Below are 24,904 nucleotides of genomic sequence, written 5' to 3' on the forward strand. Positions count from 1 at the left end.
CAGCCTGCCCGGCCCGGGGCCGTCCTCATGCATCCGCTCCCCCCGATGGCCCAGCGCCGGACCCCGGCCGTGCGGCGGCGACCGCCCCGGCCGCCAGGACCAGTCCGCCGGCCGGTCCGGCGAGCCGGCCGAGCCGTGCCGGGACCACGAAGTCCTCGGCTGCGTGCTCGGGCAGCCCGGGGTATCCGCCCAGTGCCGCGGTCAGTTCGGCGCGGAGCAGCGGGAAGAGCCCGGGGAGTTCCGCGACGCCGCCGCCGATCACGATCCGCTGGGGTGCGGTCGTGTAGATGATGTTGCGCAGCCCCGCGGCCAGGTAGGCCGCCTCCAGCCGCAGCGCCTTGCGCAGTGCGTCGCCGGTCAGTTCTTCGGCCGGGGTTCCCCAGCGGGCGCCCATCGCCTCGCCTCCCGCCAGCCCCTCCCAGCAGTCGCCGTGGAAGGGGCAGGAGCCGGGGAAGGCGTCGCCCGCGATCCGGGGCACCGCGAGGTGGCCCATCTCGGTGTGGACCAGGCCGCTGACGACCTTGCCGCCGATCACCGCGCCGCCGCCGATCCCGGTGCCGACGGTGAGGTAGACGTAGGTGTCCAAGCCCCGCGCAGCGCCCCAGCGGCCCTCGCCGAGGGCCGCCCCGTTGACGTCGGTGTCGATGCCCACTGGCACTCCGAGCGCGGCAGCGAACGGTCCGGCGACGTCCACGCCGGACCATCCGGGTTTGGGGGTGGCGGCGAGGTGGCCGAACTTGGCATGGCCCGGCCGCAGTTCGAGGGGCCCGAAGGAGGCGATGCCGATCGCGTCCAGCGGTCCGGTCCTGGCGGCGGTCTCCTGGAAGAAGGCGATGGCCTGGGCCAGGGTGGGGCCCGGCTGGCCGGTCGGGAACCGGGTCTCGGCCTCGATCCGGTCGGGGGCCGAGCCGACCAGGCAGACGAACTTGGTCCCGCCGGACTCGATCGAGCCCAGGCGCGGCGCGCTCACAGGTCCACCGGCCAACCGTCGGCGCCGACCGGGCCGCGGTGCGAGCGGATGACGACCTTGAGCGCGTCGTAGCTCGGTGGCCGTTCGGTGCCGTCGTCCCCGTCGGCCCGCTCGTCCCGGGTGAGGCCGCCGAGCGCGGTGAACGCCTCCGAGTACCGCTCAAGCGGGAACTCGTGCGTCACCAGCCGCTCCAGGAGCGTGCCGGCGCCGGTGCCGGTGCCGCTGCCGGGGCGCCGTGGGGCGCCGAGTTCGGCGGCCAGGTCCACGGCGACAGGGAAGATGTCGGCCCGGTAGTCCCCGGCGCCGATCAGCTTGATGCCCCGGTTGGTGAGCTGGAGCGGGCGCAGCGGCACGGTGTAGGTGTCGTCGAAGCCCATCACCACCACCCGGCCGCCGTCGTCGATCAGCCGTAGCGCCGCGTCCAGGCCGGTGCCCGTGGTGTCGAAGACGACGGAAGGACGCTCGCCGCCCGAGGTCTTCAGCACGGCTTCGGCCGGGTCCGTTCCGGCCACGTCCACCACGTGCGCGAAGTGTTCGCGGGCCCGCTCCAGCCGGTAGCCGTCCGGTTCGGCGACGGTGACCCGGCGCGCCCGGCGGGCGGCGACCAGGGCGGTCAGCATCCCGATCGGGCCCGCGCCGAGCACCACCACGGTGTCGTCGAAGGTGACGGACGCGGCCTCGACGTTGCTCAGGACGCAGGCGAGCGGCTCGATCAGGACCGCGCTGCGGAAGGGCAGCCCGGCGGGAACCCGTTCGACGAAACGTTCCGGCAAGGTCACGGTCTGCGCGTACGTGCCGTCCCGGTCGACGCCGACCTCGGTCCCGGCCTTGTGACGGCAGAAGTTGGTCGCTCCCCGGCGGCACGGGACGCACCAGCCGCAGTACAGCGTCGGGTTGACCACCACCCGGTCCCCCACCCCGACCGAACGCACCTGCGCCCCGGTCTCCCGCACCACACCCACCGCCTCGTGCCCGAGCACCACGCCCGGCCGGGCCGGGAACCGCCCGAGCAGGATCTTGCGGTCGGTTCCGCAGACTCCCGTACCGACGATCTCCACCACGACGTCATCATCGTGCACGAGCCGTGCGGCGGGCCTGTCCTGCAGTTCGGCGGAGCCTGGACCCAGATAGACGAGAGCGCGCAACGAGACCTCCCCATCGGTGTTCGGAAGGCGACGCTAACGCAGCCGAATGCGACCAGACAGACACCTCTGAGCCATTTCGCGGCTGTTGTCGCTGAGGGGAGAAGGCGGTTGGGGTGTGCGGTGTGGGTCAGGTGGTGCGTTGTGGGTCAGGTGATGTGTTGCGGGGTGGGGGGCCGCCACTCGCTCTGCCGCCGAACACGCAGATAGGCCCCGATGGTCCCGCTGAAGCAGCCCCTGCGCGGCGGGTCCGGTGCACCACTGCTGGATCTCGCCGCCACTGCGGTCGGTCGCGTGGTCGAGCAAGGAGTTCGGCCTGCCGGGCCGGGCTGCTGTGCAGGAAGCGGCTCAGACGATCATCACCCGGCGCCCGCGGGTGTGACCGGCTTGGCTGTCGATGTGCGCCGCCGCGGCCTCGGCGAGCGGGTACGACTTCTCGACCGGGATGTGGAGCTTTCCCCGTGCGATGAGGGCGGCGGCCTCGGCGAGCGCATCCGGCACGCTCCCGGCCGTGCCGGAGAACCGGACACCGAACTCCGGCGCGGCGAGATCGGCGATGGAGATCACCTTCTGCGGGTCCCCGGTCAGCTCGACGAGCTCGCGGATCACGCCCGAGCCGGCCAGATCGAGGGCCGCGTCGACCTGGCCGAGCTGCCGCACCCGCTCGACCCAGCCCTCGCCGTACGTCGTGGCGAGGGCACCCAGGCTCCGCAGATAGTCCTGGTTCGCGGCCCCGGCGGTGCCGATCACCGTGATGCCGCGGTCGCGGGCGATCTGCAGCACCGCCGATCCGACTCCCCCGGACGCACCGCTGACCAGCAGCGTCTGCCCGGGTTGCACACCGGCCTCGCGGATGACGCGCAGCGCGGTCTCCACCACGGAGGGGTAGCCGGCGGCCTCTTCGAACGTCAGGCCCTCGGGCATCGGGGCCCAGGCCGACAGCACCGCGAACTCGGCGTAGGTGCTGGAGCCTTCGCCGAACACGTGGTCGCCGGCCTGGACCCCTTCGACGCCCTCGCCGACCTCGTCCACCACCCCGGCGGCGTCCAGCCCGACTCCGGCGGGCAGCTCGATGAACGCGGGTACGACGCGGTGGGCATCCGTGACGTGGCCGCCGACGCCGACGTGGCCGTCACCACGCTCTTCTCCCACTTCGCCGCCAAAGAGGCCCTGGTGTTCGAACAGGACGAGGACTTCGAACAACGCCTCACGCGGGCGGTCACCGACCGGGCACCGCACGAGCCCCTCATCCCCGCACTGCGCCGCGAGATCCAGGCCCTGGTACGCCATTGCACAGCGGAGGGCGCCGCCCCGATCCGGCGCATGATCGACGAGTCACCCGCCCTGCGGAAGTACGACGAGTCGATGAGGCTGCGCCACGCGGAGACGCTGGCGAGGGCCATCGCCGCCGATCCCGAACTGTCCCGGACCACAACGGCGAGCCGGACGATCGCGCGGTTCGTGATCGACGCCTATTCGCTGGCCCGCGAGGCGGCCGATCCAGAGACCGCGGTGGACGAGATCTTCCGGATGATCGAGGCGGCCTGGGAGGTCACAGCGCACTGCAGCGGAGCCCACGAGAACTCGTGACCGGGGCGACCCGATCAAGGTCTGCTCGTACCCCGACTGACGGTCCTGCCTCTCCGGCAGCCACTCTCCGGCAAGCTGCTCGCGGCGGTGCTCGCCGCGAGCAGCTTGCCGCGCTGTCCGCACCCGGCGTCGGTGCGCGCGCCGCGGGCGCGGTGGACTTTCGGGGAGAGGCTCTTGCCCGGCGGATCGTCAAGCTGCGATGGTTTCTGTCATGAAGCCAACACGAAGCGTTACCGCTCTGGCCGCTGCCGCACTCGTCACGACGCTGGGCCTGGCCGGCGCTTCTCCTGCTGCCGCGGCGACGACCGGCCAAAGCAGCGCCTGCTACACCGGCAGCCTCACCTGCGGCAGCGGAACCTTCACGCTGTCCGGAAACCGGAAGCTGACCGGCGGCGCCATGTCGGTGGTGCGTTGGTGCCACAACGGATCGGGCGGATCGGCCATCAGGCTCGAGGTCTTCGAGGCCACCCACCGTGTCGTGCGGGGCGCCGCGCACGCCAACAACCTGGGGTGCGACCGGTACCAGCGTTTCCCCGCCTCCGGCAACACCCTGGCGTTCACGGCGAGCGCCGACATCTGCGCGTGGCGCGTGGTCACGTGGGACACCCCCTCGCACGCCCAGGAGGTCGACGGCACCTTCCAGTACAACCCCAGCCACCCGAAAGGGTGCTGATCGTCCGTCAGCGGACGGGTGAAGGCGCTGTTCCGTGTTGACTCACGAGTCGCTTCCGGCACCGCGATCGGGTGCGCTCATGTCCCCCGTCGCGGGAGTGCCGTCGGCGAGCCCGTAACGCAGGTAGACGGTGCCCTTCGAGCTGGCTACCGGGGGTGCGAGCAGCGTGACGTTGGTGGGCACCGCGCCGTCGTCGAACACCTTCTTCCCGACACCGAGCACGATCGGGTGCAGCCAGAGGTCGAGACGGTCGAAGAGCTTCTCGCGCAGGAGGGTCTGCACGAGGTTCAGGCTCCCGACGACCTTCACGTTCTCGTGCCGGTCACGGATCTCACGCACCGCGCCGGCGAGGTCCGGGCCGAGCTGCGTGGACCCGGCCCACGAGAGGTCGGGCCTGCCGCGAGAGGCCACGTACTTCGGGATGCTGTTGAAGAGCGTGGCGAACCCGTTGTCCTTGCCGCCCTCCTGGTGAGGCCAGTAGCCGGCGAAGATGTCATACGTCCGCCGGCCGAGCAGGAGGGCGTCCGTGCCCTCGTACGCGGCACCGACCTGCGCTCCGGCGACCTCGTCCAGCAGGGGCGCCTGCCAGCCGCCGAACGGGAACCCCTGCGGGTCCTCGTCAGGGCCGCCGGGCGCCTGCCCGACGAGGTCGAGGGTCGCGAACAGCACGATGTGGATGTGGCCCATGGCCTGCTCCCGATCAGTCGGTAAGCGGTTCACCGGACTCGTTCCCGTAAAGCCTGCCACCAGCGCACCACGTCGGCGAGGAGAAGCGGAGAAAATCCGGTTTGCTGCCATACCGGGTCGTCGTTCCCCAGGCCGTCGCCGACTGTTCCCCTCGGGCTGGGCCCGGGGTGGTTTGCGGCTGCGATCCTCCGGGCGATCACCCCAGCTCAGGAGGCAGCAAGTGGCACACCCCTCGCGCAGGACCGTTCTCCGCACCACGGCCGTGGCATCATCGCTGGCGGCGCTGCCCGCCTCCACCCTGCTGTGGAGCCGGCCCGCCGTCGCGGACACCCCCGGCCCGGAGCAGGTGCACCTGAGCTTCGGCAACGAGCCCTCGCGCGAGATGTCCGTCTCCTGGGCCACCGCCGCCTCGGTGAGCCGTCCCCGGCTGCGCCTGGGTACGACGAAGGGCGGGTTCGGACGGGTCGTCGACGCGGAGACCCGCACCTACGTCGACGGACTGAACAAGGTCGAGACCTACACCCACCGGGTGCGTCTGCACGGCCTGCGCCCTGACACCTCGTACGTCTACGAGGTGTCACACGACGGCGCCGCCCCGAAGCGCGGGACCTTCCGCACCGCGCCCGCGCAGGGCCGCACGGCGTTTCGGTTCACCAGCTTCGGCGACCTGGGCACCGGCTCCGCCTCGTTCAGCAAGTCGTCGATCCACGGTGCGGCGGCGGTGCGCAACGTGGAGCAGTTCGCGCCGCTGTTCCACCTGCTGAACGGTGATCTGGCGTATGCCAACAACAACACGGCCGTGCAGCCGCAGGCGTGGGACGCGTTCATGAACAACATGTCCGTCTCGGCCGCGAACCGCCCCTGGATGCCGGCCCCGGGCAACCACGAAGTCGAGGCCGGTGGCGGGGAGTTGGGCTACGCCTCGTACCACACCCGCTTCGACCTCCCGGACAACAACAGCCGTGACTTCTGCGGCAACTGGTACAGCTTCCAGGTCGGCTCGGTGCTGTTCCTCTCCATCGACGGCAACGACCTCGCCGTCGAGGACGATGCCAGCATCGACCCGGCCACCGGCCAGTCGATCTACATCTCCGGATACAGCGAGGGCGCCCAACTTCGTTGGCTCGAGCGCACCCTGGCCCGCGCCCGGGCCGGCCACGACGTCGACTGGATCGTGGCGTCCATGCACCAGTTCGCGATGTCGTCCTCCGCCACCAGCCACGGCGGCGACATGGGCCTGCGCGAGCAGCTCCTGCCCGTCTTCGACCGCTACCAGGTCGACCTGGTGCTCTGCGGTCACGACCACGACTACGAGCGGACCTACGCCGTACGCGGCACCGACCCCGGCAGCCTGCTGCGCCCGAGCGTGGTCAGCGACGAGATCCACGACATCGACACCTCCAAGGGCACCGTCCATCTGATCCTGGGCGGCGGCGGCACCGCCTCGAACGACGACACCTACCTCACCGACCCCACGGCCGGGGGCGTGCCGGAGGCGTTCGTGCGCACCCAGCGGCTGACCTTCAAGGCCGACCCGGACGCGAAGGAGAAGGCCACCTGGTCGGCGGTCCGCGACCCCGACACCGCCTTCCCCTACGGCGTCGCCGTCTTCGACGTCGACCCGGGATCCCTCCTCGGCGGGCGCACCACGATCACCGTCAGTTACTACCACACGCCGGCCGCCACGGTGGTGAACCCCGTCCCCACCCCGGTGCTGTTCGACCGCTTCACGCTCCACCGCCTGCGCCGCGACGCCCGGCCCGCCCACCACGGCAGCCTGGCCGCCGCAGGGAGCTGACGCCGGCCGGACGGCTCGACGAGGGCATCCCGCGGGCCACCTCCCGGTGGACCTGGTCACGCACGCGCCGTTGCGGTCCAGGCGTGGGCGTTGCGCTGCGCGAACTCCCGGAAGAGGGACCGTGATCACCCTGCTCTCCCACGAGCTGGCCAACCCCGAACCGGGCCGGGCCACCGTGCTCGGCCGGCTCCTCGACGTCCTCCTCCAGGAGCCCCGTTGCCGGTGGCGTCCCTGTGATTGTCTGGTCCTCCAAGTCGACTCCAGGAAGGCCACCGTGTCCCGAACACCACAGCAGATCTTCGAGAGCTACCTCTACGCCGGCGCCATCACCCGCAATGCCGATGCTCTTGCCGAGAGCTTCACCCCGGACGGTGTCTTCGAGGCGCCGCTCGTGCCTGCCGGCGCCGCCTTCCCCAGGAGGCTGGTGGGTCGCGAGGAGATCCGTAGCGCGATGGCGGCGTACTACGAGCAGCCGGTGAAGAGCGAGCGGGCGCCGAACCTCGAGAAGTCCGGATACGTGCTGCACACCACCGCCGACCCCGACGTGTTCATCGCCGAGATCGACACGGTCTTCGACGGGGACGGAGACGACGTGGCCGTCTCGCTGGTACAGATCTTTCGCATCCGCGACGGGAAGATCGCTCGACTGCGTGACTACTTCGCGCCCGAGCTGATGGCCTGAGGACTCACCTGATCCGACGGCACCACCGTCGTCGGCCGCACCCCGTCCGGCGCGAGACGGACGCGCGAGTGGGCGGGGTGCGGCCGGACTTCGGCGTCAGTAGCCGTTGCCACCCGAGGTGCTGCTGGGCGTGGCGGCAGGGGTGGAGGCCGTGGTGGTGATCGCATCGCCGCTGGGGCCGACGACGTACCACTTCCCGCCGAACGCCGTGGAACCCTGACCGTTGGTGTCACCGGCCTTGGCGTCGTCGGCGAAGGTGTACAGCGGGTGCCCCTTGTAGGTGACCTGGGTCGTGTGGTCCGCTCGCATGCTCGTGCCGACCAGGGATGCTGTGACACCACTGGAGTTCGGCGTTCCGGTCGTGACGACCGGCGGCCACGCCGCCGCACAAGCACCGTTGCAGGTCGAGGTCGAGGTGGTGTCCGACTCGAACACATACAGTGTCCGGCCGGACCCGTCGACCAGGATCTTCCCGTCGGGCGAGTCGGCGGTCTTGAGCGTGGCGGCCCCACCGGCCGATGCGGCCGATGCGCCCGTCGAGGCCGCGGACGCGGAACTCGACGCGGAGGCAGCACTCGACGTGGACTTGGAGCTGCTGGAGCAGCCGACCACCAGTGCCGCCAGAGCGGCAGTACCCGCAACTGCTGCGATAACAGGCTTCATCAAGGGACTTCTTCCGCTCGAATCATCACAGGGCCCCCACGACGAGGCGCACCCGACCAGTGTCAGCGCCCACCGCCCGGACCCCTCCGCTCAGCGAGCCGACAGGCCCGGACGGCGCAACAGCGTCACCCGCTCGGCCCACTGCGGTACTGGGGGACGCCCGGGTGTACCAGGTCACGGGCCCGAACCCGCAGGGCCCCACCCCGATCATGCGTGTCCGCCTCCGCCCTGGCGCGGGCAGAAAATCCCTGGGCGCGGTGAACGGCTGCCGCTACAGTGCCGGGCGTCGATCGCGACCGAGGGAGGTGGGGTTATGGGTGCCGTGAGCGAGTTTCGCCATGTCCTCATCCGGGTCGCCGACTGAGTCGGCTCCATGCCGCCGCGGCCCGGACCCCAGCATCCCTTCCGGAGTCGCACACCATGCGCAGCAGTACCTTTCGACCGCTGAGTCTTCTCGTTCTCGGCGGTACCCGTTTCCTGGGCCGCGCCGTCGTCGAGGCCGCACTGGCCGACGGCCACCAGGTGACCCTGTTCAACCGCGGTCGCACCAACCCCGGTTTGTTCCCCGGGGTCGAGACCGTCATCGGCGACCGCACCGGTGACCTGTCCGCGCTGTCCCACCGCCGCTGGGACGCGGTCGTCGACGTGGCCGGCTACGACCCCCAAGTGGTCGGCCTCTCGGTCGACGCCCTGCGCGGCGGCCTGCCCCAGGACCGCGAGGGGCTCAGCGAGCAGGAGGAGCATCGCCTCCTGCGGACGCTGACGGACTGACGCCGACAGGGTGAGGGCCGGTCAGCCCGTCCAAGGCCGACCGGCCCTCAGCGGAACCCGGTGTCCCCCGCCTCCTCGCGCGTGCGGGGGACGCGGTCAGGCCCTGCGGACACCGAAGGGCTCGGCCCGGTCCACGGGTGGGAGGCGAGCATCCCGGCAGCCCGGGTCGGGTGACCGCCCAGCGGCGCCTTGTCAGGTCAGAGCCGCACCGCGCAGCAGGAGCAGCGCAGTGTCGAGAGCGACCAAGGCGAGGGTGGCGAGGAACGGCAACCGGCTTCGCGGGTCGGCGCCGGTCGGCAACGCGACCGCGAGCGCCAGTACGCCGGTGACGGCGAGCGAGCCCCAGCCGACGGTGCCGAGCGGCCCGGTCGGCCCAAGGACCAGGACGATCGCCCCGGCGAGCAGCAGGACGCCCGCCAGCACCCGCGCGCGTCGCGGGCCGAGGCGCTGGGGCAGGCCGCGGATGCCGGTGCGCAGGTCGTCGTCGATGTCCGGCAGGACGTTGGTGACGTGGGCGCCTGTGCCGAGCAGCGCGCCGGCGGCCATCACCCACCCGGCAGGCCAGGGGTGGCCGGGCAGCGCGAGGGTGACGAAGGCGGGCAGCAGCCCGAAGGCCACGGCGTAGGGCAGCCAGGACATCGCTGTGCACTTGAGCCTCAGGTTGTACGACCAGGCTGCGGCGACCCCGACCAGGTGGGCGGCGCCGGCCGCAAGGCCGCCCGCCAGTGACAGCGGAACGCACAGCGCGAGCGCGCACCCGGCGGCCACGGCCACCACCCGCGGGCGCACGGTGCCGGCCACCAGCGGCTTGTCGCCCCGGCCGGTGGCCAGGTCCCGGCGCAGATCGATCCGGTCGTTGCACCAGCCCACCGACAGCTGCCCGGCGAGCACCGCCGAGGCCACCAGCACGCTGCCCGCCACGCCACGCCCCGAGGCGGCGGCCAGGGCGGTGATCACAGCGGTGACGGCGATCGACGGGGCGGCGTGAGAGGCGGCCAGCAGCCCGCGGACCGGCCCGCCCGGGCCGGGAGACGCGTCCACGACGGTGGCTGCGGGCGGGTGCTGGGCTCCGGCGGTGTGCACGCCCCTGATCCTAGATCGGGCAAACTACCGAATCCCGGCCATTTCATGATGAACCATCAGTTCGACCCTATGCTGGCCCGATGACCAGAGTCGCCGCCGTCCACGGGGTTCTCCCGCCGTACCGGTACGAGCAGGGAGAGATCACCGAGGCCCTCGCGGCGATGTGCCCGCCGCCGGACACGCAGCGTGGTGTCCTGGAGCGGCTGCACGCCACGTCCACGGTCGGCACCCGTCACCTGGTCCTACCGCTGGAGCACTACCGCGAGTTGAGCGGGTTCGGGCAGGCCAACGACCTGTTCATCGAAGCCGGGGTCGGGCTCGCCGAGCAGGCGCTGACCGGCGCCCTCGCGGCGGCAGGCCTGGCGCCCGAGGAGGTGGACCTGGTGATCTCCACCTCCGTGACGGGCATCGCGGCGCCCTCGCTGGAGGCCCGACTGGCCGGGCGCGTGGGCCTGCGGCCGGACGTGAAGCGGGTGCCGATCTTCGGTCTCGGCTGCGTCGCCGGTGCCGCTGGTCTCGCCCGGCTGCACGACTACCTCCTGGGCCACCCCGATCAGGTCGCGGTCCTGCTCTCGGTCGAGCTGTGCTCACTCACCCTGCAGCGCACCGACACCTCGGTGCAGAACATGGTGGCCGGCGCGCTCTTCGGTGATGGCGCCGCCGCCCTGGTGGCCGTCGGTCGGGATCACTCGCGCCATGGGGAGTTCCCCGGGCCGCAGGTGGTGGCCACCCGCAGCCGGCTGTACCCGGGCACGGAGCGCGCGCTGGGCTGGGACATCGGCGACAGCGGCTTCAAGATCGTGCTCGGCGCCGAGCTGCCCGAGCTGGTCCGCCTGCACGTCGGTGAGGACGTCCGGTCCTTCCTCGCCGAGCACGACCTGAAGCCGCCGGACGTCACCGCCTGGGTCGCGCACCCGGGCGGCCCCAAGGTCCTGGACGCCCTGAGCGAAACGCTCGGGCTGGACGCCCAGGCCTTGGAACTGACGCGGCGTTCGCTGGCCCAGGTCGGCAACCTCTCCTCCGCCTCGGTGCTGCACATCCTGCGCGACACCCTCGCGCTGCGCCCACCACCGCCCGGCACGCCGGGCCTGCTGCTCGCCATGGGGCCCGGCTTCTGCTCCGAACTCGTCCTGCTGCGCTGGTAGGTCCTCGTGTCCCCCTTCACCCTGCTGATCCTCCTGGTCGCCGCCGAGCGCCTCGCCGAGCTTGCCGTCGCCCGCCGCAACGCGGCCTGGAGCCTGGCGCGCGGCGGCATCGAGTACGGGCGCGGCCACTACCCCGTGATGGTCCTGCTGCACACCGGGCTGCTGGCCGGCTGCCTGGCCGAGGTCCAGCTCGCCCAGCGCCCGTTCCTGCCCGCCCTCGGCTGGCCGATGCTCGCCCTGGCGATCGCCGCCCAGGCACTGCGCTGGTGGTGCATCACCACCCTGGGACCACGCTGGAACACCCGGGTGATCGTGGTGCCCGGCCTGCCGCTGGTCACCGCGGGGCCCTACCGGCTGCTCAGCCACCCCAACTACCTGGCCGTCGTCGCCGAGGGGGGCGCGCTGCCGCTCGTCCACGGCGCCTGGCTCACCGCGACCGCCTTCACCCTGCTCGACCTCCCGCTGCTCGCCACCCGGCTGCGCTGCGAGAACGCCGCCCTGACCCGCTGCACGCCGGTGCCGGCATGATCGACCTGCTGATCGCCGGCGGCGGACCCGCCGGTCTCGCCACCGCGATCCACGCCGCCCGGGCCGGGCTCGACGCGGTGCTCCTCGAACCACGCCCGGCCCCGATCGACAAGGCCTGCGGCGAGGGCCTGATGCCCGGGGCCGTCCATGCCCTGGCCGAGCTGGGCGTGACACTCGACGGACACCCGATCCACGGCATCCGCTACCTGGACCAGCGGCACCTCGCCGAGGCCAGGTTCCGGCACGAGGTGGGCATGGGCGTGCGGCGGACCGTCCTGCACGCTGCCCTGTTCCGCCGGGCGGCCGACCTCGGCGTGCCCATGCCGGCGAGGAAGGTCACCACGATCCACCAGCACGGCGACCGCGTCACCGCCGCCGGTCTCACCGCCCGCTACCTGGTCGCCGCCGACGGCCTGCACTCCCCCATCAGGCGGCAGCTCGGCCTGGAACGCCCCGACCCACGGCCACCGCGCTACGGGCTGCGGCGGCACTTCGCCGTGGCGCCCTGGAGCGACTGCGTGGAGGTCCACTGGTCCGCCCTCGGCGAGGCCTACGTCACCCCGCTGGCCCCCGACCTGATCGGCGTGGCCATCCTCACCGGCGAGCGCCTGCCGTTCGATGAGCTGCTGACCGCGTTCCCCGCCCTCCACCACCGCCTGCCCACCCAGTCCGCCACCGCCGTGCGCGGCGCCGGACCGATGCGCCGCCGGGTCCGGACCCGGGTCGCCGGGCGGGTCCTGCTGGTCGGCGACGCCGCCGGCTACATCGACGCACTCACCGGCGAGGGCATCTCCCTCGCCCTGACCGGCGCCGCCCACCTGGTGCGCTGCCTGCGCGCCGACCAACCACAGGCGTACGAACAGGCATGGCGGCGGTCCACCCGGCGCCACCGCCTGCTCACCGACGCGCTGGTCCGAATCCGCGCCAGCTCGATGCTGGCCCCGGGGATCGTCCCGCTGGCCACCCGCGCTCCCGCGCTGTTCACCGCCCTGGTCAACCACCTCACCTGACCATGACGGCCCTGCCGCGCAAGGAGCCGAGTTCGCCGATGGTGCTCATCAGCGGGGACTGGATCGGCATCGTCACGATCCGCGTGCTGGTTGAACATCGAGTCGACGATGTGGATGAACGCCTCGTAGCAGTGGAACAGGCCATGGCGGCCTCTGGTGAAAGCAGGCGAGCGGGAGCAGGCTGGAAGGTGCGGAAACCTGCCCGGGCCGGCGACCACAGCAAGGGGACGACGGTGATCCAGATCCAGGACATTCGTGAATGGCGCATGCACGACGTCGTCGACGCCCAGGGACACAAGATCGGCACGATGGAGGCGGTCTACGTCGACACCAGTACCGACGAGCCGGCCATGGCCACCGTGCAGGTGGGCCTGCCCACCCGCCACCGTCTGGTCTTCGTCCCCCTCGAAGGCGCGTCGGTCGGGCCCGGGTACGTGAAGGTGGCCTACGCCAAGTCGCTGGTGAAGGACTGCCCCGCGATCGGCACCGACGACGTCCTGCCCGCCGGGGACGAGGAGGCCGTCTTCCAGCACTACGGCCTGCCTTACCAGAGCGGCGCCGCGGGCGAACGCCAGCTCGCCCGCCGCTGAGCGCGCGCCGATCCGTGACGGAGGCAGGTGATGGTCCTCTTCCTGCTGGTCGTCATCGTGGCGATCGTGCTGGGCCTCGTCGGCATCGTCGTGCACGGACTGGTCTACCTGATCGCCGTCGCCGGGCCTGCACCCGGGGCGCCCGGGGGTCAGAGCTTGAACATCCTGGTGTACGGCTGGGTGATGCGTTCCTGGCGCGATCCGAAGTCGACCAGTACTGCGATGTCGCTGTCTCCTTCGACCCCGATGGCCCGGCCGAGGCCGTAGGTGTCGTGGGTGACGCGGTCGCCCACGGCGAACCGCTTGGGTGGCGCCTCGACCCGGGGTTTGAAGGGGCTGGTGGGCAGGGGTCGGCGGACTGCTGCTGATTTCGTCATTCCTTGCAGTATGCGCCGGAAATCGCGGGAGCGGTCCCTTCGGCAGGACTCGAATGTGCATGGGGTCGGCATTCGAATCGTGTCCTCGCTGTTGCCGATGGCAGTTCACGCGGTGACTGCCCGCGACCGGGTCCGCCGTGGCGGGAGCCCGCGCGGCGCCGTCCCGGGCCTGTCGCACCGCGCTGCGGAACCGGCGACGCTGGACAGGGAGCGCGACCGTACCCCTTCAACCGACCTTCTCACGCGGCGTGTTGGCGTTACCGACGGCTCGGGGCGGCGGCCGAGGAGGAGGGCGGCCGCGAAACCGGCGGTGAAATATTCCACCGTTGCAGGCCGGGGCCTGCTAGAGTCGTCTTAGTTGCAGTAGTGGTTCCCATGAACTTTGTGTGCGCCTGCTGATGTTTCGCAGGTGCATTTTTGTTTCCCGGCTCTTCCCCGGGTGGGTGCTCATCGCGGCGACTCGGAGCCCGCACTGTGCGCGCTCCGAACAGCCCCTTGAAGGAGATTTTTATGGCTAATGGCACTGTGAAGTGGTTCAACGCGGAAAAGGGCTTCGGCTTCATCGAGCAGGAGGGTGGCGGTCCTGACGTGTTCGCCCACTACTCGAACATCAACGCCAACGGCTTCCGTGAGCTGCTCGAGGGCCAGAAGGTCGAGTTCGACGTCACGCAGGGCCAGAAGGGCCCGCAGGCCGAGAACATTCGTCCGCTGTAGTTTTTCTGCCATGGCACCCGCCTAGCAGCGAGGGGCCCGCACCGCGTACATGCCCGGTGCGGGCCCCTCGGCATTGCGCCACCACGCATCCCCCGGCCGCTCAGGCCCGCTGGCTCCGCCACCGGCTTGCCATCCCGACGCGAGACGCACAGCGCCGCGTCCGGATCGGCGCCCTGCCGTGACATCTCACGGTTCGAGGTCTTCGCTCCCGCCCCTGCCGGTGAGCGCCGACCGTAGGTGACGTGCCGCACGGTTCTACCGTCCACGCTTCACCCGTCACATTTCCGGCCCGTTCCCTTGGGTCTCCGCCGGCGCCCCGCGCCGCGGAGCCTTCCTCGTGACGTGCCGCCCTGAGGAAGGTTTTCCGATGAATCGTTCCAGTCGATCCTCGTACCAGAACACCAACTCCCGCTCCGCCGAAGGCCCGCGCTCCGGCGGCGGCTACGGATCCCGCTCCGCACGCGGCACCGGCTCCGGGCCCCGCTCCGGCGGCAGCGCCTTCCACGGTTCCCGTTCAGCGGGCGCCGAGCGGTCGTCGGGCCGGGGAGGGCGTCAGGGCTCTGCCCAGCAGGGCGAGTTCGCGATGCCGGTCAGCACCACCCCGGCACTGCCGGCCGTCGAGTCGTTCGACGAGCTGGACATGCCGAAGGCGCTGCTGTCGGTGCTGACCCGTCAGGGCGTCACCTCGCCGTTCCCGATCCAGGCCGCGACGCTGCCGAACTCGCTGGCCGGCCGTGACGTGCTGGGACGTGGGCGTACGGGTTCGGGCAAGACCATCGCCTTCGGCCTCGCCGTGCTGGCCCGCACCGCCGGGCAGCGTGCCGAGCCGCGCCGGCCGCTGGCCCTGGTGCTGGTGCCCACGCGCGAGCTGGCGCAGCAGGTCACCGAGGCGCTCACCCCCTATGCACACGCGGTGCGCCTGCGGATGGCGACCGTGGTGGGCGGGATGTCGATCGGCCGCCAGGCGCAGGCGCTGAACCGCGGGGCGGAGGTCGTGGTGGCCACCCCCGGCCGGCTCAAGGACCTGATCCAGCGCGGTGACTGCCAGTTGGACGGGGTCGGCATCACCGTGCTGGACGAGGCCGACCAGATGGCCGACATGGGCTTCCTGCCGCAGGTGACCGAGCTCCTCGACCAGGTCGCCGAAGGCTGCCAGACGATGCTGTTCTCCGCCACCCTGGACCGCAACGTCGACCGGCTGGTGCGGCGCTTCCTCAAGGACCCGGTCACCCACTCGGTGGACCCCTCGGCCGCGGCGGTCAGCACCATGGAGCACCACGTCCTGCACGTGCAGAGCCGGGACAAGGACGCGGCGATCGCCCACATCGCCTCCCGCGAGGGCGGGGTGATCATGTTCGTCGACACCAAGCACGGCGCGGACCGCCTGGTGGAGTACCTCCTGTCGAGCGGGGTGAAGGCGGCGGCGCTGCACGGGGGCAAGTCCCAGCCGCAGCGCACCCGCACCCTGGAGCAGTTCCGCGACGGCCAGGTGACCGCGCTGATCGCCACCAACGTCGCCGCCCGCGGCATCCACATCGACGGGCTCGACCTGGTCGTCAACCTGGACCCGCCGGCCGACCACAAGGACTACCTGCACCGCGGCGGCCGCACCGCCCGGGCCGGCGAGTCCGGCACCGTCGTCACCCTGGTGCTGCCCAACCAGCGCCGCGAGATGACCCGCCTGATGGCCACCGCCGGCATCACCCCCGCATCCACCCGGATCCACTCCGGTGACGAGGAACTCGCGCGAATCACCGGCGCCCGCGTCCCCACCGGCGTCCCCGTCGTGATCCCCGACCCCGTCGTCGAACGGCCCCGCCGCAGCGCCTCCGCGAGCCGTAACCGCCGCCGCCGTCCCGCCCAGGCCGGGCGCAACCCGCAGACCGCCAACGGCTCCCGCGGCACGTCACCCAGGCGCGTCACCCTCGCCGCGTAGGTCGGTGCGCGGGCCGGACCCACGAGATTCACCAGCAGCGAACCGGCGTCGGGGCCCGCTCCGGCGGGCGCCGTCGCCCCTCCCACCGCCAGCGCCCTGACCGCCGCCGCCACCGGCGGGAGAGACACGAAGGAGTCCGTCCATGACCATCACCCTCGAACGCCCCGCGACCGTCGGCGACCTCATGAATCACCCGGAACTGCAGATCAGTGACGATGTCATGGTCGACACGGCGATGGACATCCTGCAGAGCTCCGGCGCGGACCACCTCCTGGTCCGCGACGACGACGGCCGCTGCGCCGGGTTGCTGACCCGCCTGCACCTCGCGCCGTTCCAGACCCGGTCCTGGTACACCGAGCGCACCGCGGTGCGCAACATCGTCCTGGACCGCGCCCCGTTCGCCACCGCCGACATGCCCGCCACCGAGGCGGTCGCCGCCATGCGCTCCCGCGGTCTGGACACGTGGCCGGTGGTGGACCACGACGGCCACGCCATCGGCCTGCTCAGCCTCTAGGGACTGTCCGGCGGATCCTGCCGGACGGGCGCTGGGCCCGGACGCAGGCGGCGGCGCGCCGGCATTCGCGATCTGCCGCCAGTCACAGCACAGTTGCCCGCAGGCCCCGGGTGATGCCGACTTTTCGCGCCCTATCGCGAAGCGGGCAAGGGCAGTTGGCGCAGCGGGCGGACACGTCCGCGCAGGCGCGCTACGCCGATGAGGGGACCGCCGAACGGTCCGTACCGGACCGTCCCACGCGTTCCTGATCAGCCAAGTCACACGGAAAGTCGGGCAGTTCCGGTCCGGCATGCGGTGCGTCGGCGCAAGGGTTCGAAGGGACAGGCGGGCCGTTCGGTGCTCTTCTTCTGGTGGGAGCCGGTTCGGCTCCTGTCACCGTGGCATCCGTGTCCGGCTGGGCTGCCGGAGGCGTGAGCTCACCCTTCCCAGAACAGGGACCCCATGAAGATCCATCGCATCGCCGTCGCAGCGCTTGTCGTCGGCGCCCTGCTGGCCGGCGGCACGGCTGCGGCCGAGGCCAACACCACGACGAAAAGCTCGAGTTCGGTCTCGACCGGTCAGACCCACAGAAACGCCTTGACCTGCGCGGCCGCCACCGTCGCCTCGTCAGCCGACGCCGCCAACGCCTCCACCGCGGCAGCCGCTGCGCAGGCCGACGCCGCGTCAGCCGCCGCCGCTCTCAAGATCTTCATCGCGGCGAGCCAGGCCGTGCCGCCCAACGCCGCCGCCGAGGTCGCGGCCGCCACCAGCGCCGCCGCCGCCGAAGCCGCCGCGGTCACCTCCTCCACCGCTGCCGCCGCTGCGGCCACTACCGCCGCCACGGCCAGCGTCGCCGCCGTGACGGCCTGCGCGGCGCCGACGGTGCCGACGACCCCCACCATCTGAGGCAGGCGCCCGGCACCGCTCGGCCGGCAGGCCGGGTCGTGATGCACGCGCTCCACGACCTGGCCCGGCTCGGCCCGCTCGCGCGGACCGCAACCGCAGCGGGCACCACCGCACGAAGACGGGGGTCTGCCTCAACCGATGGGAACGTCATGCGACGCATCAGCACCATCCCGGTCCTCGCCGGGTCCCTCGTCCTGACCGCCGCGTTGGCCGCGCTGGTCCCCACCCACGCGCAGGCGGCCGTGGCCTGCAACGAGACGGCCCTGGTCGCGGCGATCAACGCCGCCAACAGCGCCGGCGGGGGCAACGTCGTCCTCGCGACCAACTGCGTCTACACCATCTCCTCGTCGCACAGCAGTGACACCGACGGTGCGAACGCGCTGCCGATCATCACCACCGCCATCACCCTGACCGGTGACAACGACACCATCACCCGCTCGACGGCGGTCGGCACGGCCGCCTTCCGCATCGTCAAGGTCGCCGCGGGCGCCGGCCTCACCCTCAAGGGCAACGTCACCCTCAGCAACGGCTCCGCCGCCACCGACGGCGGCGGCATCCTCAACTACGGCGCGGTGACCCTCACGGCCGGCGCCCTGACCGGCAACACCGCCCACGGCAGGGGCGGCGGCCTGGCCAACGAGGACATCATCGCCCCGCTCAAGGGCGCGACGGCGACCTTCACGAACAGCACCGTGGCCGGGAACAACGCCACCGGCCAGGGCGGTGGCATCTACAACGGCCTGCGCGGCTCGCTCACCACCACCAGCAGTTTCATCAACGCGGGCAACAGCTCCGCCTCCCAGGGCGGCGGCATCGCGGCCGTCGACTCCACCGCCACCACACTGACCAGCACCCAGGTCAGCGCCGACCACGCCACCACGACGGCCGGCGGCATCTACCGGCAGAACGGCACCATGACGCTCACCACGACGCCGGTCAGTGGAAACACCCCCAACAACTGCGTCGGCAGCTCCCCCTCGGTACCCGGCTGCGTCGGCTGATCCACCAACCGCGCTGAGACCGGAGCCCGCTGCACGAACCGGCACGGGACCGCCAAGAGGCCGCCTCCGCAGCTCTGCGGAAACGGCCTGCCCACCAGCGTGAACGCCGATCGGGGCGGAGGGTCGAGCCTGCGCTCCGCACACCACGTGGGGATTCTATTTGATTCCCGCTGAACAGCCGGGCAAGAATTTCGCGGTCGCGAGGTGCAGAATCAGCGATCCTGTCCTGCCGAGTTTCATATGCACCTCCCAGAATCGCTCTGCCGGTAAGTCCTCCGGCACATTCCAGCATACTCCGCACGACCGGAATTCATGGCAGCCCGGCACGAATTGTGCTGTCAAAAATGTCCGTTCGCAATTTTGCTGCACCCCCGCTCGGATGAAGCGGGGAATTCACCGGTCCATCGTGGGAGCAGCCCGGCACCCCACGCGTCTCGGCAGGGGTTTCGGCGACCGGGATCCGGTCGGGACCCGGATCCCGCGGTGCCGTGATCCACACGGTGCGGGTATCGCGTACCGGAAACCGGTGCGATGCTGAAACAGGAGCAGTGGTGCGGCACTGACCGACCACGCGCAGGCAGCATCGTCAGGTAGCAGCGGCCGAAGTCCGCCGCAGGGGCCGGGTGCCGATCGCGGAATGCGCACGAGAGAAGCGCGGGGCTGTTGTGGTGGACCGGTCGGAAGGATTCGGTGAGCGGCTGCTGGGGTGGCTGCTGGACCAGGCCCACGAGCTGCCGCCCGAGCACATCGGCCCGCTGGTGGCGGCAGCGGTGCGGGCGGTCGGCGGCCGGGAGGTCTCGATCCTCCTTCAGGACTACGGCCAGCACATGCTGGTACCGCTCACGGGCAGCGGACTCGCCACCGGGGATCCGGTGCCCATCGACGGTTCCCGGGCCGGCGCGGTCTTCGTCGGTGCCGCCCCGGCCGAGCACCCACAGGCCGACGGCACCCGGGTGTTCCTTCCGCTGCTGGACGGGAGCGACGAACTCGGGGTGCTCGCCGTCACCCTCGACACCGTCGACGATGACGACCGGCGGTTGCTCCGGCGTCTGGCCGCACTGGTCGCCGACATGCTGGCCACCAAGAACGGCTACACCGACCGGTTCTTCCAGGCCCGGCGCCGCGAGCCGATGAGCGTGGCCGCGGAGATCCAGTGGTCGCTGCTGCCCCCGCTGTCGATGAACACCCCACGGGTCTCCGTCGCCGGAATCCTGGAGCCCGCCTACAACATCGCCGGCGACAGCCTGGACTACGCCCTGAACGACGACATCCTGCACCTGGCCATGATCGACGCGATGGGCCACGGCCTGAACGCCGCCGTGCTGGCGACCGTCGCCGTCGGCGCCTACCGGCACGCGCGCCGCGCCGGTGTCGGACTCGCCGAGTTGTACACGTTCATGGACACCGCCATCGACAAGCAGTTCGGCCCGGACCAGTTCGTCACGGCACAGATGATGCGACTGGACATCGGAACGGGTCGGCTGCAATGGGTCAACGCAGGCCACCCGGCGCCGCTGCTGATCCGCGACAACCGGGTGATCGAGACCCTGGAGAGCCCAGGAACCCTGCCGGTCGGCTTCGGCGGCGCCACACCGCAGATCAGCGCCCGGCAGCTTCGGCAGGGCGACCGGGTGCTCTTCTACACCGATGGTGTCGTCGAGGAACACCAGGCCGGCGGCGAGCAGTTCGGCGAGAAACGCCTGTTCGAAACGATCGAACGCGTCGGGCCCACCGGTGGCGCCGTGCGGCAGGCGGTGCGAAGCCTCTCCCATGCCCTCATGCGCGAGCGGGGCGGGACCACGAGCGATGACGCGAGCCTGTTCCTGGTCGAATGGCGCGGCGGCACTGCTGACAGCCCGACATGGCCGGACCTGTCACCGGTCCGGCCTTGACGGCAACCCGGCGCCACCGGGGCTCCCCTCCCCGGTGGCGCCGATCCGCTCCGACCCCACCGAACGGCCGGACTCCCACCCCGCCTGGCTACACCGGCTCGGGCCACGCGGCCGCCCGGGCCCGGGCGACGCGCGCGCGGTCGGTGGCCCCGTCGGAGCCGCCGGCGGCGTTGGCGGTCGACGGCAGGAAGCCCGAGCGGGCTCCCCGCCCCGCGGCGCCGTCGGTCCCAGCCGCGCCGTCGCTCCCAGCGGCGATCAGCGCATGTGCGGTGCGGGTACTGGTCGGGTCGGCCGCTTGGGCCATCAGCCGAGCCGCTTCGACGGCGTCCGTGGACGGCGGGACGACCAGCAGCTCGAGTCGCAGCGGGTCGTAGGAACGAACCATGACCAGGTCCTGGTTCTGCTCCTCGTCGAACCAGCCCACGTGCACGGTGTGCCCGACGACCGGGATCTGCCGCGGGATGGCCAGCCACTGCGCCGGGTTCACGATGATCCGGGTGAGCCGGCTCCACCGCTTGTCCAACTCCGCGGCCAGGGATGGGATTTCGAGAAGAAGGTCACGCGAGCGGGGCCACCAGGCGCCATCCAGGCGGCCGGGCCGTACGCCGTCGGGCGCAAGCGACAACCGGGCGGCGGAATCCGCGGATCGCATCGCAGTCGCACGATCGAGAGTCACAGTCATGATGAAGGACCTGTCCCCGGCTCCCGAAACGGGAGCCGGCAGAGCCGTTCGCCGGAGACGACGCCAGTGTCCGGAGCCGGCATGCGAGGTGCCTTCGGTAGTCTCCAGGTTACTCCGCGCAAGGCCCGGGCGGAGCAACCTGGCGGCCCGGCGGGCGCCTTGCTTCATCGAGGGGCGCCATGCGTAACACTGTGTGTCGTGTCGAATACGGAGAATGACGGCAACAGCAGCGCCCCGGAGGGCGGTACGCCCAGCCCTGACGCACCTTTGCCGGCACTCGACCAGGAGCAGCTCGCGGTGTTGCGCCGGGTGGGCCGTGAGTGGGGTCGGGTGGCCGGGGATCCTCAGGCGTGGCGCCGTGCGCTGCCCGTGGATCCCGAGTTCGGTCGTTACCCCGCTCCTTCCGAGGTCCAGCCGGTGGGCTTCGGTCGTTTCGTGCGGGTGGCCACGGTCGGCGGACCACCGCCGCCCGGCGAGGCGACCAGCGAGGACACCCTGACGTCTCGGCTCGGCCGCATCGGTGCCACGGTGCGGCACGTGCTGCTCGGGGCTCCGCTGCGGAGCACCGCGATCGCGCGCGAGCGGATGCGCAAGCTGGTGGCACTGCCGGTGCTCTCCGCCGACGCGCTCTCGTCGGTCGCCTACGGGCCGGAGGCGATGCTGGCCGTCCTCGTCCTGGCCGGCGGCGCCGGCTTGCGCTACTCGGTGCCGATCGCCGCGACGATCGCCTTCCTGATGCTCGCGGTCGGGGTGTCCTACCGTCAGACGATCCGTGCCTATCCGCACGGCGGTGGCTCGTACATCGTCGCCACCGCCAACCTCGGCCGTCTTCCCGGACTGGCGGCAGCCGCCGGCCTGATGACCGACTACATCCTCACGGTCGCGGTCTCGATCGCCTCCGGCATGGCGGCGGTCACCTCGGCGATCCCCTCGCTCCGTGGCGACGTCGTGCCGATCGGCCTCGCTGTGATCGCCGTGCTGCTCGCCGGGAACCTGCGCGGCGTGCGGCAGGCGGGCGCGCTGTTCGCCGCGCCGACCTACGCCTTCGTCCTCACCGTCCTCGCCCTCGTCGCCGTCGGGCTGTACGACTCGGCCGGCCGCGGGTTCCAACCGAGCGCGACACCGCAGTTGACGTCGACCGAGGGTGTCAGTGTGCTCCTGGTCCTGCGCGCCTTCGCCTCCGGCTCGACGGCGATGACCGGCATCGAGGCGATCTCCAACGCGGTCCCGGCCTTCCAGCCGACCGAGTGGCGCAACGCCCGCACGACCCTGACCTGGATGGTCGGCCTGCTCATCACGCTCTTCGCCGGCACGGTCGCACTGGTCCACCTCGACGGAGTCGTCCCCGACGCGCAGGAGACGGTCCTGTCCCAGCTGGCCCACCGCACCTTCGGCTCGGGCTTCGGCTACGTCCTCACCCCGGCCACCACGGCCGCGATCCTGCTCCTGGCGGCCAACACCGCCTACAACGACTTCCCCCGCGTCCTCTACCTGCTGGCCCGCGACAACCAGGCACCACGGATCTTCCTGCGCCTGGGCGACCGCCTGGCCTTCAGCAACGGCATCGTCCTGCTCTCGGCCACCGCGGCCGCGATCTACGCGGCCTTCGGCGGCAAGACCGCACCACTGATCCCGCTCTACGCCGTCGGCGTCTTCCTCGCCTTCACCCTGTCGCAGACCGGCATGGTCGTGCACTGGTGGCGTCTGCGCGACCGTCACTGGCGCAAGAGCCTGACCTTCAACGCCATCGGAGCGCTGCTGTCGGCGATCGTGCTCATCACCGCCGCGATCACCAAGTTCACCCAGGGCGCCTGGTTCGCGGCGCTCACCGTGGGACTGTTCATCCTGGTGACGACCAGGATCCGGCACCACTACGACCTGGTCACCACGGCACTCGCCCTGCACCCCCACGCCGTCGAGGTCCCCAGTCGCACCATCACACCGCCACGCTCGCAGAACGGCGCGACACCGACCGCCGCGCCCGCACCCGGCCCGGCACCGCGGGCACCGTCCGAGACCGCCGCGGAAACGGAGAGCGCGGCGCAAGCGGAGAGCGCAGCGGAAACGGAGAGCGAGGAGACTCCCGAGGAGATCCACCCCCTGCTGATCGTGCCGATCGCCGCACTGGATCTGGCCGGCATGCGCGCCCTCGCCTACGCCGCCTCACTCCGGCAGCCCGTTCTCGCCCTGCACATCAGCCTCAGCGCGGAGGAGGCCCAACGCTTCCGCGAGTACTGGAACCTGTGGGGCGACCACCTACCACTCAAGATCCTCCTCTCCCCCTACCGCGCGACCGTCGCCCCGCTGGTCAACTACATCGAGTCCCTCCATCACCAGCGCCCGGGCCTGACCCTGACCGTCATCCTCCCGGAGATCGTCGTACGGCACCGGCGCCACCGGCTCCTGCACAACCGCCTCGCACCCCGCCTGCGCAGAGCGCTACGGCCGCTGCCCAAGATCGTCATCACCACCGTCCCGTTCCACGTGTAGCACCCGCCGGGACGACGCCCACGGGCAGGAGGGCGTGGTGGACAGCCGGCCCGCAGACCGGTACCGCGCGACAGCCGCAACACCCACGATCCGACTCCTTGACCGGCCTCACCAGGGCCGCCGCGCACGCCCTGGGCGTGGACGGCCTCACCATCGGCCTGCTCGCCGGCGCCGGCCGGAGCGAACTGCTCGGCTGCTCCGACCGGACCGCCCGCACCTTTCGAGGACCTCCAGTTCACCCTCGGCGAAGGCCCGGGCCACGACGCCGTCCGCACCGGTTCGACCATCTGCGTGCCGGATCTGGACCGCGTCCGCCCGGACCGCTGGCCCACCCTGAGCACCGAGACCTCCGCTCTGCCCATCCGGGCCGTCTTCTGCTTCCCCTGGCCATCGGCGCCATCCGAGTCGGCGTACTGACCGCCCTGCGCCGTGCCACCGGACCGCTCGGCCACCAGCAGGCCGGCGACGCCCTCGTCCTCGCCTCCGCGCTCACGGCCCGCTACCTGGGCGGTAGTCCGGCCCAGCCCGGCACCCCGCCACTCGACGGGCTTCCCCGGGCGCTGCGGCACGCGATCGTCCACCGGGCGACCGGCATGCTCAGCGTCCAGCTCGCTCTGCCCCTGCCCCGAGCCCTGCTACGCCTGCGTGCCCACGCCTACGGCACCGGGCGGCCCATCACCGACGTCTCCCGGGACATCGTCGACTGCCGGCTGCGCCTGGACGACGACGGTGCGGCAACACCGCCGTCCGGCGGAGAGAAGGACTGATCGCCATGACGCGCGTGCAACGACTCACCGAAGTGTTCGTGGAGGTCGCGAACTCCCTGACCGACGACTTCGGGGTCATCGAGTTCCTCCAACAGCTGTGCGAGCGGTGTGTCGAACTCCTCGACGTGGCGGCGGCCGGTTTCGTCGTCGCCAACGCGATCCCGATGCGGTTGCGCGGCCGGGTGATCGACACCCTCGGGCTGTTCCAGACCACGCCGGGACCACTCGGCGAGTTCGACACCGCCCTCATCCCGCGCCCGGCCCCGTCCACCGACCCGGACCCGAACCGGGTGAGTGGCTGACTCAGTTCGGGA

Annotated in this window: 24 protein-coding genes and 3 pseudogenes; 18 read left to right on the forward strand and 9 right to left on the reverse strand. The window is 71.6% G+C overall.

Translation table 11 applies throughout. From position 1 onward, the window contains the following. Positions 1–25: 25 nt before the first annotated feature. From ACFZB9_RS07110 to ACFZB9_RS07120, 3 genes and pseudogenes are all read right to left on the reverse strand, one after another. Positions 26–970, reverse strand: coding sequence for an ROK family protein (locus tag ACFZB9_RS07110; RefSeq protein WP_391444421.1), 945 nt, complete (start codon positions 968–970; stop codon positions 26–28). After that, a complete protein-coding gene (locus ACFZB9_RS07115; protein ID WP_391444423.1) occupies positions 967–2,031 on the reverse strand; it encodes a zinc-binding dehydrogenase in 1,065 nt (354 codons plus the stop codon). The genes ACFZB9_RS07110 and ACFZB9_RS07115 overlap by 4 nt, the downstream gene beginning before the upstream one ends. A 429-nt stretch (positions 2,032–2,460) precedes the next feature. Continuing rightward, positions 2,461–3,186, reverse strand: a pseudogene (locus ACFZB9_RS07120) (NADP-dependent oxidoreductase); the annotation flags it as partial. Between ACFZB9_RS07120 and ACFZB9_RS07125 the strand changes: the two are divergent. Both ACFZB9_RS07125 and ACFZB9_RS07130 read left to right on the forward strand, forming a co-directional pair. Continuing rightward, positions 3,187–3,702: pseudogene (locus ACFZB9_RS07125) on the forward strand (TetR family transcriptional regulator); the annotation flags it as partial. It lies immediately after the preceding pseudogene. Between the two features lie 211 nt (positions 3,703–3,913). Continuing rightward, positions 3,914–4,375, forward strand: coding sequence for a hypothetical protein (locus tag ACFZB9_RS07130; protein WP_391444425.1), 462 nt, complete (start codon positions 3,914–3,916; stop codon positions 4,373–4,375). A gap of 42 nt (positions 4,376–4,417) precedes the next feature. Here the strand turns inward: ACFZB9_RS07130 and ACFZB9_RS07135 are convergent, their stop codons facing one another. Beyond that, positions 4,418–5,062: a dihydrofolate reductase family protein gene (locus tag ACFZB9_RS07135; RefSeq protein ID WP_391444427.1), complete on the reverse strand. Its 645-nt coding sequence runs from the start codon at positions 5,060–5,062 to the stop codon at positions 4,418–4,420. 220 nt (positions 5,063–5,282) lie between these two features. On the opposite strand from ACFZB9_RS07135, the gene ACFZB9_RS07140 reads away from it, so the two are divergent. Next, complete coding sequence (locus tag ACFZB9_RS07140) at positions 5,283–6,860, forward strand: purple acid phosphatase family protein (protein WP_391444428.1); 1,578 nt, start codon at positions 5,283–5,285, stop codon at positions 6,858–6,860. Between the two features lie 121 nt (positions 6,861–6,981). Then, positions 6,982–7,542: a nuclear transport factor 2 family protein gene (locus ACFZB9_RS07145; RefSeq protein ID WP_391444430.1), complete on the forward strand. Its 561-nt coding sequence runs from the start codon at positions 6,982–6,984 to the stop codon at positions 7,540–7,542. Positions 7,543–7,638: 96 nt separating this feature from the next. Here ACFZB9_RS07145 and ACFZB9_RS07150 read toward each other — a convergent pair whose 3' ends face one another. Next, a complete protein-coding gene (locus tag ACFZB9_RS07150; RefSeq protein WP_391444432.1) occupies positions 7,639–8,205 on the reverse strand; it encodes a hypothetical protein in 567 nt (188 codons plus the stop codon). A 420-nt stretch (positions 8,206–8,625) separates the two neighbouring features. Here ACFZB9_RS07150 and ACFZB9_RS07155 point away from each other — a divergent pair, with 420 nt between their 5' ends. Further along, the gene (locus ACFZB9_RS07155; RefSeq protein ID WP_391444434.1) at positions 8,626–8,976 is read left to right on the forward strand and encodes an NAD-dependent epimerase/dehydratase family protein; all 351 of its coding nucleotides are present in this window, start codon (positions 8,626–8,628) and stop codon (positions 8,974–8,976) included. Between the two features lie 192 nt (positions 8,977–9,168). Here the strand turns inward: ACFZB9_RS07155 and ACFZB9_RS07160 are convergent, their stop codons facing one another. Beyond that, complete coding sequence (locus ACFZB9_RS07160; protein ID WP_391444436.1) at positions 9,169–10,059, reverse strand: UbiA family prenyltransferase; 891 nt, start codon at positions 10,057–10,059, stop codon at positions 9,169–9,171. Positions 10,060–10,139: 80 nt separating this feature from the next. On the opposite strand from ACFZB9_RS07160, the gene ACFZB9_RS07165 reads away from it, so the two are divergent. Genes ACFZB9_RS07165 through ACFZB9_RS07175 form a run of 3 tightly spaced genes read left to right on the forward strand, consistent with a single transcriptional unit; the run spans position 10,140 to position 12,742 of the window. Next, complete coding sequence (locus ACFZB9_RS07165) at positions 10,140–11,204, forward strand: type III polyketide synthase (RefSeq protein WP_391444437.1); 1,065 nt, start codon at positions 10,140–10,142, stop codon at positions 11,202–11,204. 6 nt (positions 11,205–11,210) lie between these two features. Then, complete coding sequence (locus ACFZB9_RS07170) at positions 11,211–11,732, forward strand: isoprenylcysteine carboxyl methyltransferase family protein (protein WP_391444439.1); 522 nt, start codon at positions 11,211–11,213, stop codon at positions 11,730–11,732. Continuing rightward, a complete protein-coding gene (locus ACFZB9_RS07175; RefSeq protein ID WP_391444441.1) occupies positions 11,729–12,742 on the forward strand; it encodes an NAD(P)/FAD-dependent oxidoreductase in 1,014 nt (337 codons plus the stop codon). The genes ACFZB9_RS07170 and ACFZB9_RS07175 overlap by 4 nt, the downstream gene beginning before the upstream one ends. A gap of 83 nt (positions 12,743–12,825) precedes the next feature. On the opposite strand, the pseudogene ACFZB9_RS07180 reads toward ACFZB9_RS07175, so the two are convergent. Then, positions 12,826–12,894: pseudogene (locus ACFZB9_RS07180) on the reverse strand (hypothetical protein); the annotation flags it as partial. A 114-nt stretch (positions 12,895–13,008) separates the two neighbouring features. Here ACFZB9_RS07180 and ACFZB9_RS07185 point away from each other — a divergent pair. After that, positions 13,009–13,332 (forward strand): PRC-barrel domain-containing protein, encoded by a 324-nt coding sequence (locus tag ACFZB9_RS07185; protein WP_391445171.1) that lies wholly within the window; start codon positions 13,009–13,011, stop codon positions 13,330–13,332. A gap of 149 nt (positions 13,333–13,481) precedes the next feature. Here the strand turns inward: ACFZB9_RS07185 and ACFZB9_RS07190 are convergent, their stop codons facing one another. Further along, positions 13,482–13,709, reverse strand: a complete 228-nt coding sequence (locus ACFZB9_RS07190) for a hypothetical protein (RefSeq protein WP_391444443.1) — start codon at positions 13,707–13,709, stop codon at positions 13,482–13,484. Positions 13,710–14,219: 510 nt separating this feature from the next. Between ACFZB9_RS07190 and ACFZB9_RS07195 the strand changes: the two genes are divergently transcribed. From ACFZB9_RS07195 to ACFZB9_RS07220, 6 genes are all read left to right on the forward strand, one after another. Further along, complete coding sequence (locus ACFZB9_RS07195) at positions 14,220–14,423, forward strand: cold-shock protein (RefSeq protein WP_030918248.1); 204 nt, start codon at positions 14,220–14,222, stop codon at positions 14,421–14,423. A 367-nt stretch (positions 14,424–14,790) separates the two neighbouring features. After that, on the forward strand, positions 14,791–16,359 hold the full coding sequence (locus ACFZB9_RS07200) for a DEAD/DEAH box helicase (RefSeq protein ID WP_391444444.1): 1,569 nt from the start codon (positions 14,791–14,793) through the stop codon (positions 16,357–16,359). Between the two features lie 142 nt (positions 16,360–16,501). Then, a complete protein-coding gene (locus ACFZB9_RS07205; protein ID WP_391444445.1) occupies positions 16,502–16,873 on the forward strand; it encodes a CBS domain-containing protein in 372 nt (123 codons plus the stop codon). A gap of 441 nt (positions 16,874–17,314) precedes the next feature. Beyond that, positions 17,315–17,758 (forward strand): hypothetical protein, encoded by a 444-nt coding sequence (locus ACFZB9_RS07210; RefSeq protein ID WP_391444447.1) that lies wholly within the window; start codon positions 17,315–17,317, stop codon positions 17,756–17,758. 149 nt (positions 17,759–17,907) lie between these two features. Next, positions 17,908–18,759, forward strand: coding sequence for a right-handed parallel beta-helix repeat-containing protein (locus ACFZB9_RS07215; protein WP_391444449.1), 852 nt, complete (start codon positions 17,908–17,910; stop codon positions 18,757–18,759). Between the two features lie 668 nt (positions 18,760–19,427). After that, positions 19,428–20,651, forward strand: a complete 1,224-nt coding sequence (locus tag ACFZB9_RS07220) for a PP2C family protein-serine/threonine phosphatase (protein ID WP_391444451.1) — start codon at positions 19,428–19,430, stop codon at positions 20,649–20,651. Between the two features lie 88 nt (positions 20,652–20,739). Here ACFZB9_RS07220 and ACFZB9_RS07225 read toward each other — a convergent pair whose 3' ends face one another. Next, positions 20,740–21,333, reverse strand: a complete 594-nt coding sequence (locus ACFZB9_RS07225; protein WP_391444453.1) for a DUF5994 family protein — start codon at positions 21,331–21,333, stop codon at positions 20,740–20,742. 585 nt (positions 21,334–21,918) lie between these two features. Between ACFZB9_RS07225 and ACFZB9_RS07230 the strand changes: the two genes are divergently transcribed. The 3 genes from ACFZB9_RS07230 (at position 21,919) to ACFZB9_RS07240 (ending at position 24,892) form a co-directional block, all read left to right on the forward strand. Continuing rightward, entirely contained in the window at positions 21,919–23,823 is a 1,905-nt protein-coding gene (locus tag ACFZB9_RS07230) for an APC family permease (RefSeq protein ID WP_391445172.1), read from the forward strand. Between the two features lie 98 nt (positions 23,824–23,921). Beyond that, positions 23,922–24,590 (forward strand): hypothetical protein, encoded by a 669-nt coding sequence (locus ACFZB9_RS07235; RefSeq protein WP_391444455.1) that lies wholly within the window; start codon positions 23,922–23,924, stop codon positions 24,588–24,590. Positions 24,591–24,595: 5 nt separating this feature from the next. Then, positions 24,596–24,892, forward strand: a complete 297-nt coding sequence (locus ACFZB9_RS07240) for a hypothetical protein (protein WP_391444457.1) — start codon at positions 24,596–24,598, stop codon at positions 24,890–24,892. Positions 24,893–24,904 lie beyond the last annotated feature (12 nt).

Origin of the sequence: Kitasatospora sp. NPDC008050 (genome assembly GCF_042957465.1) — a bacterium.
Lineage (GTDB): Bacteria > Actinomycetota > Actinomycetes > Streptomycetales > Streptomycetaceae > Kitasatospora.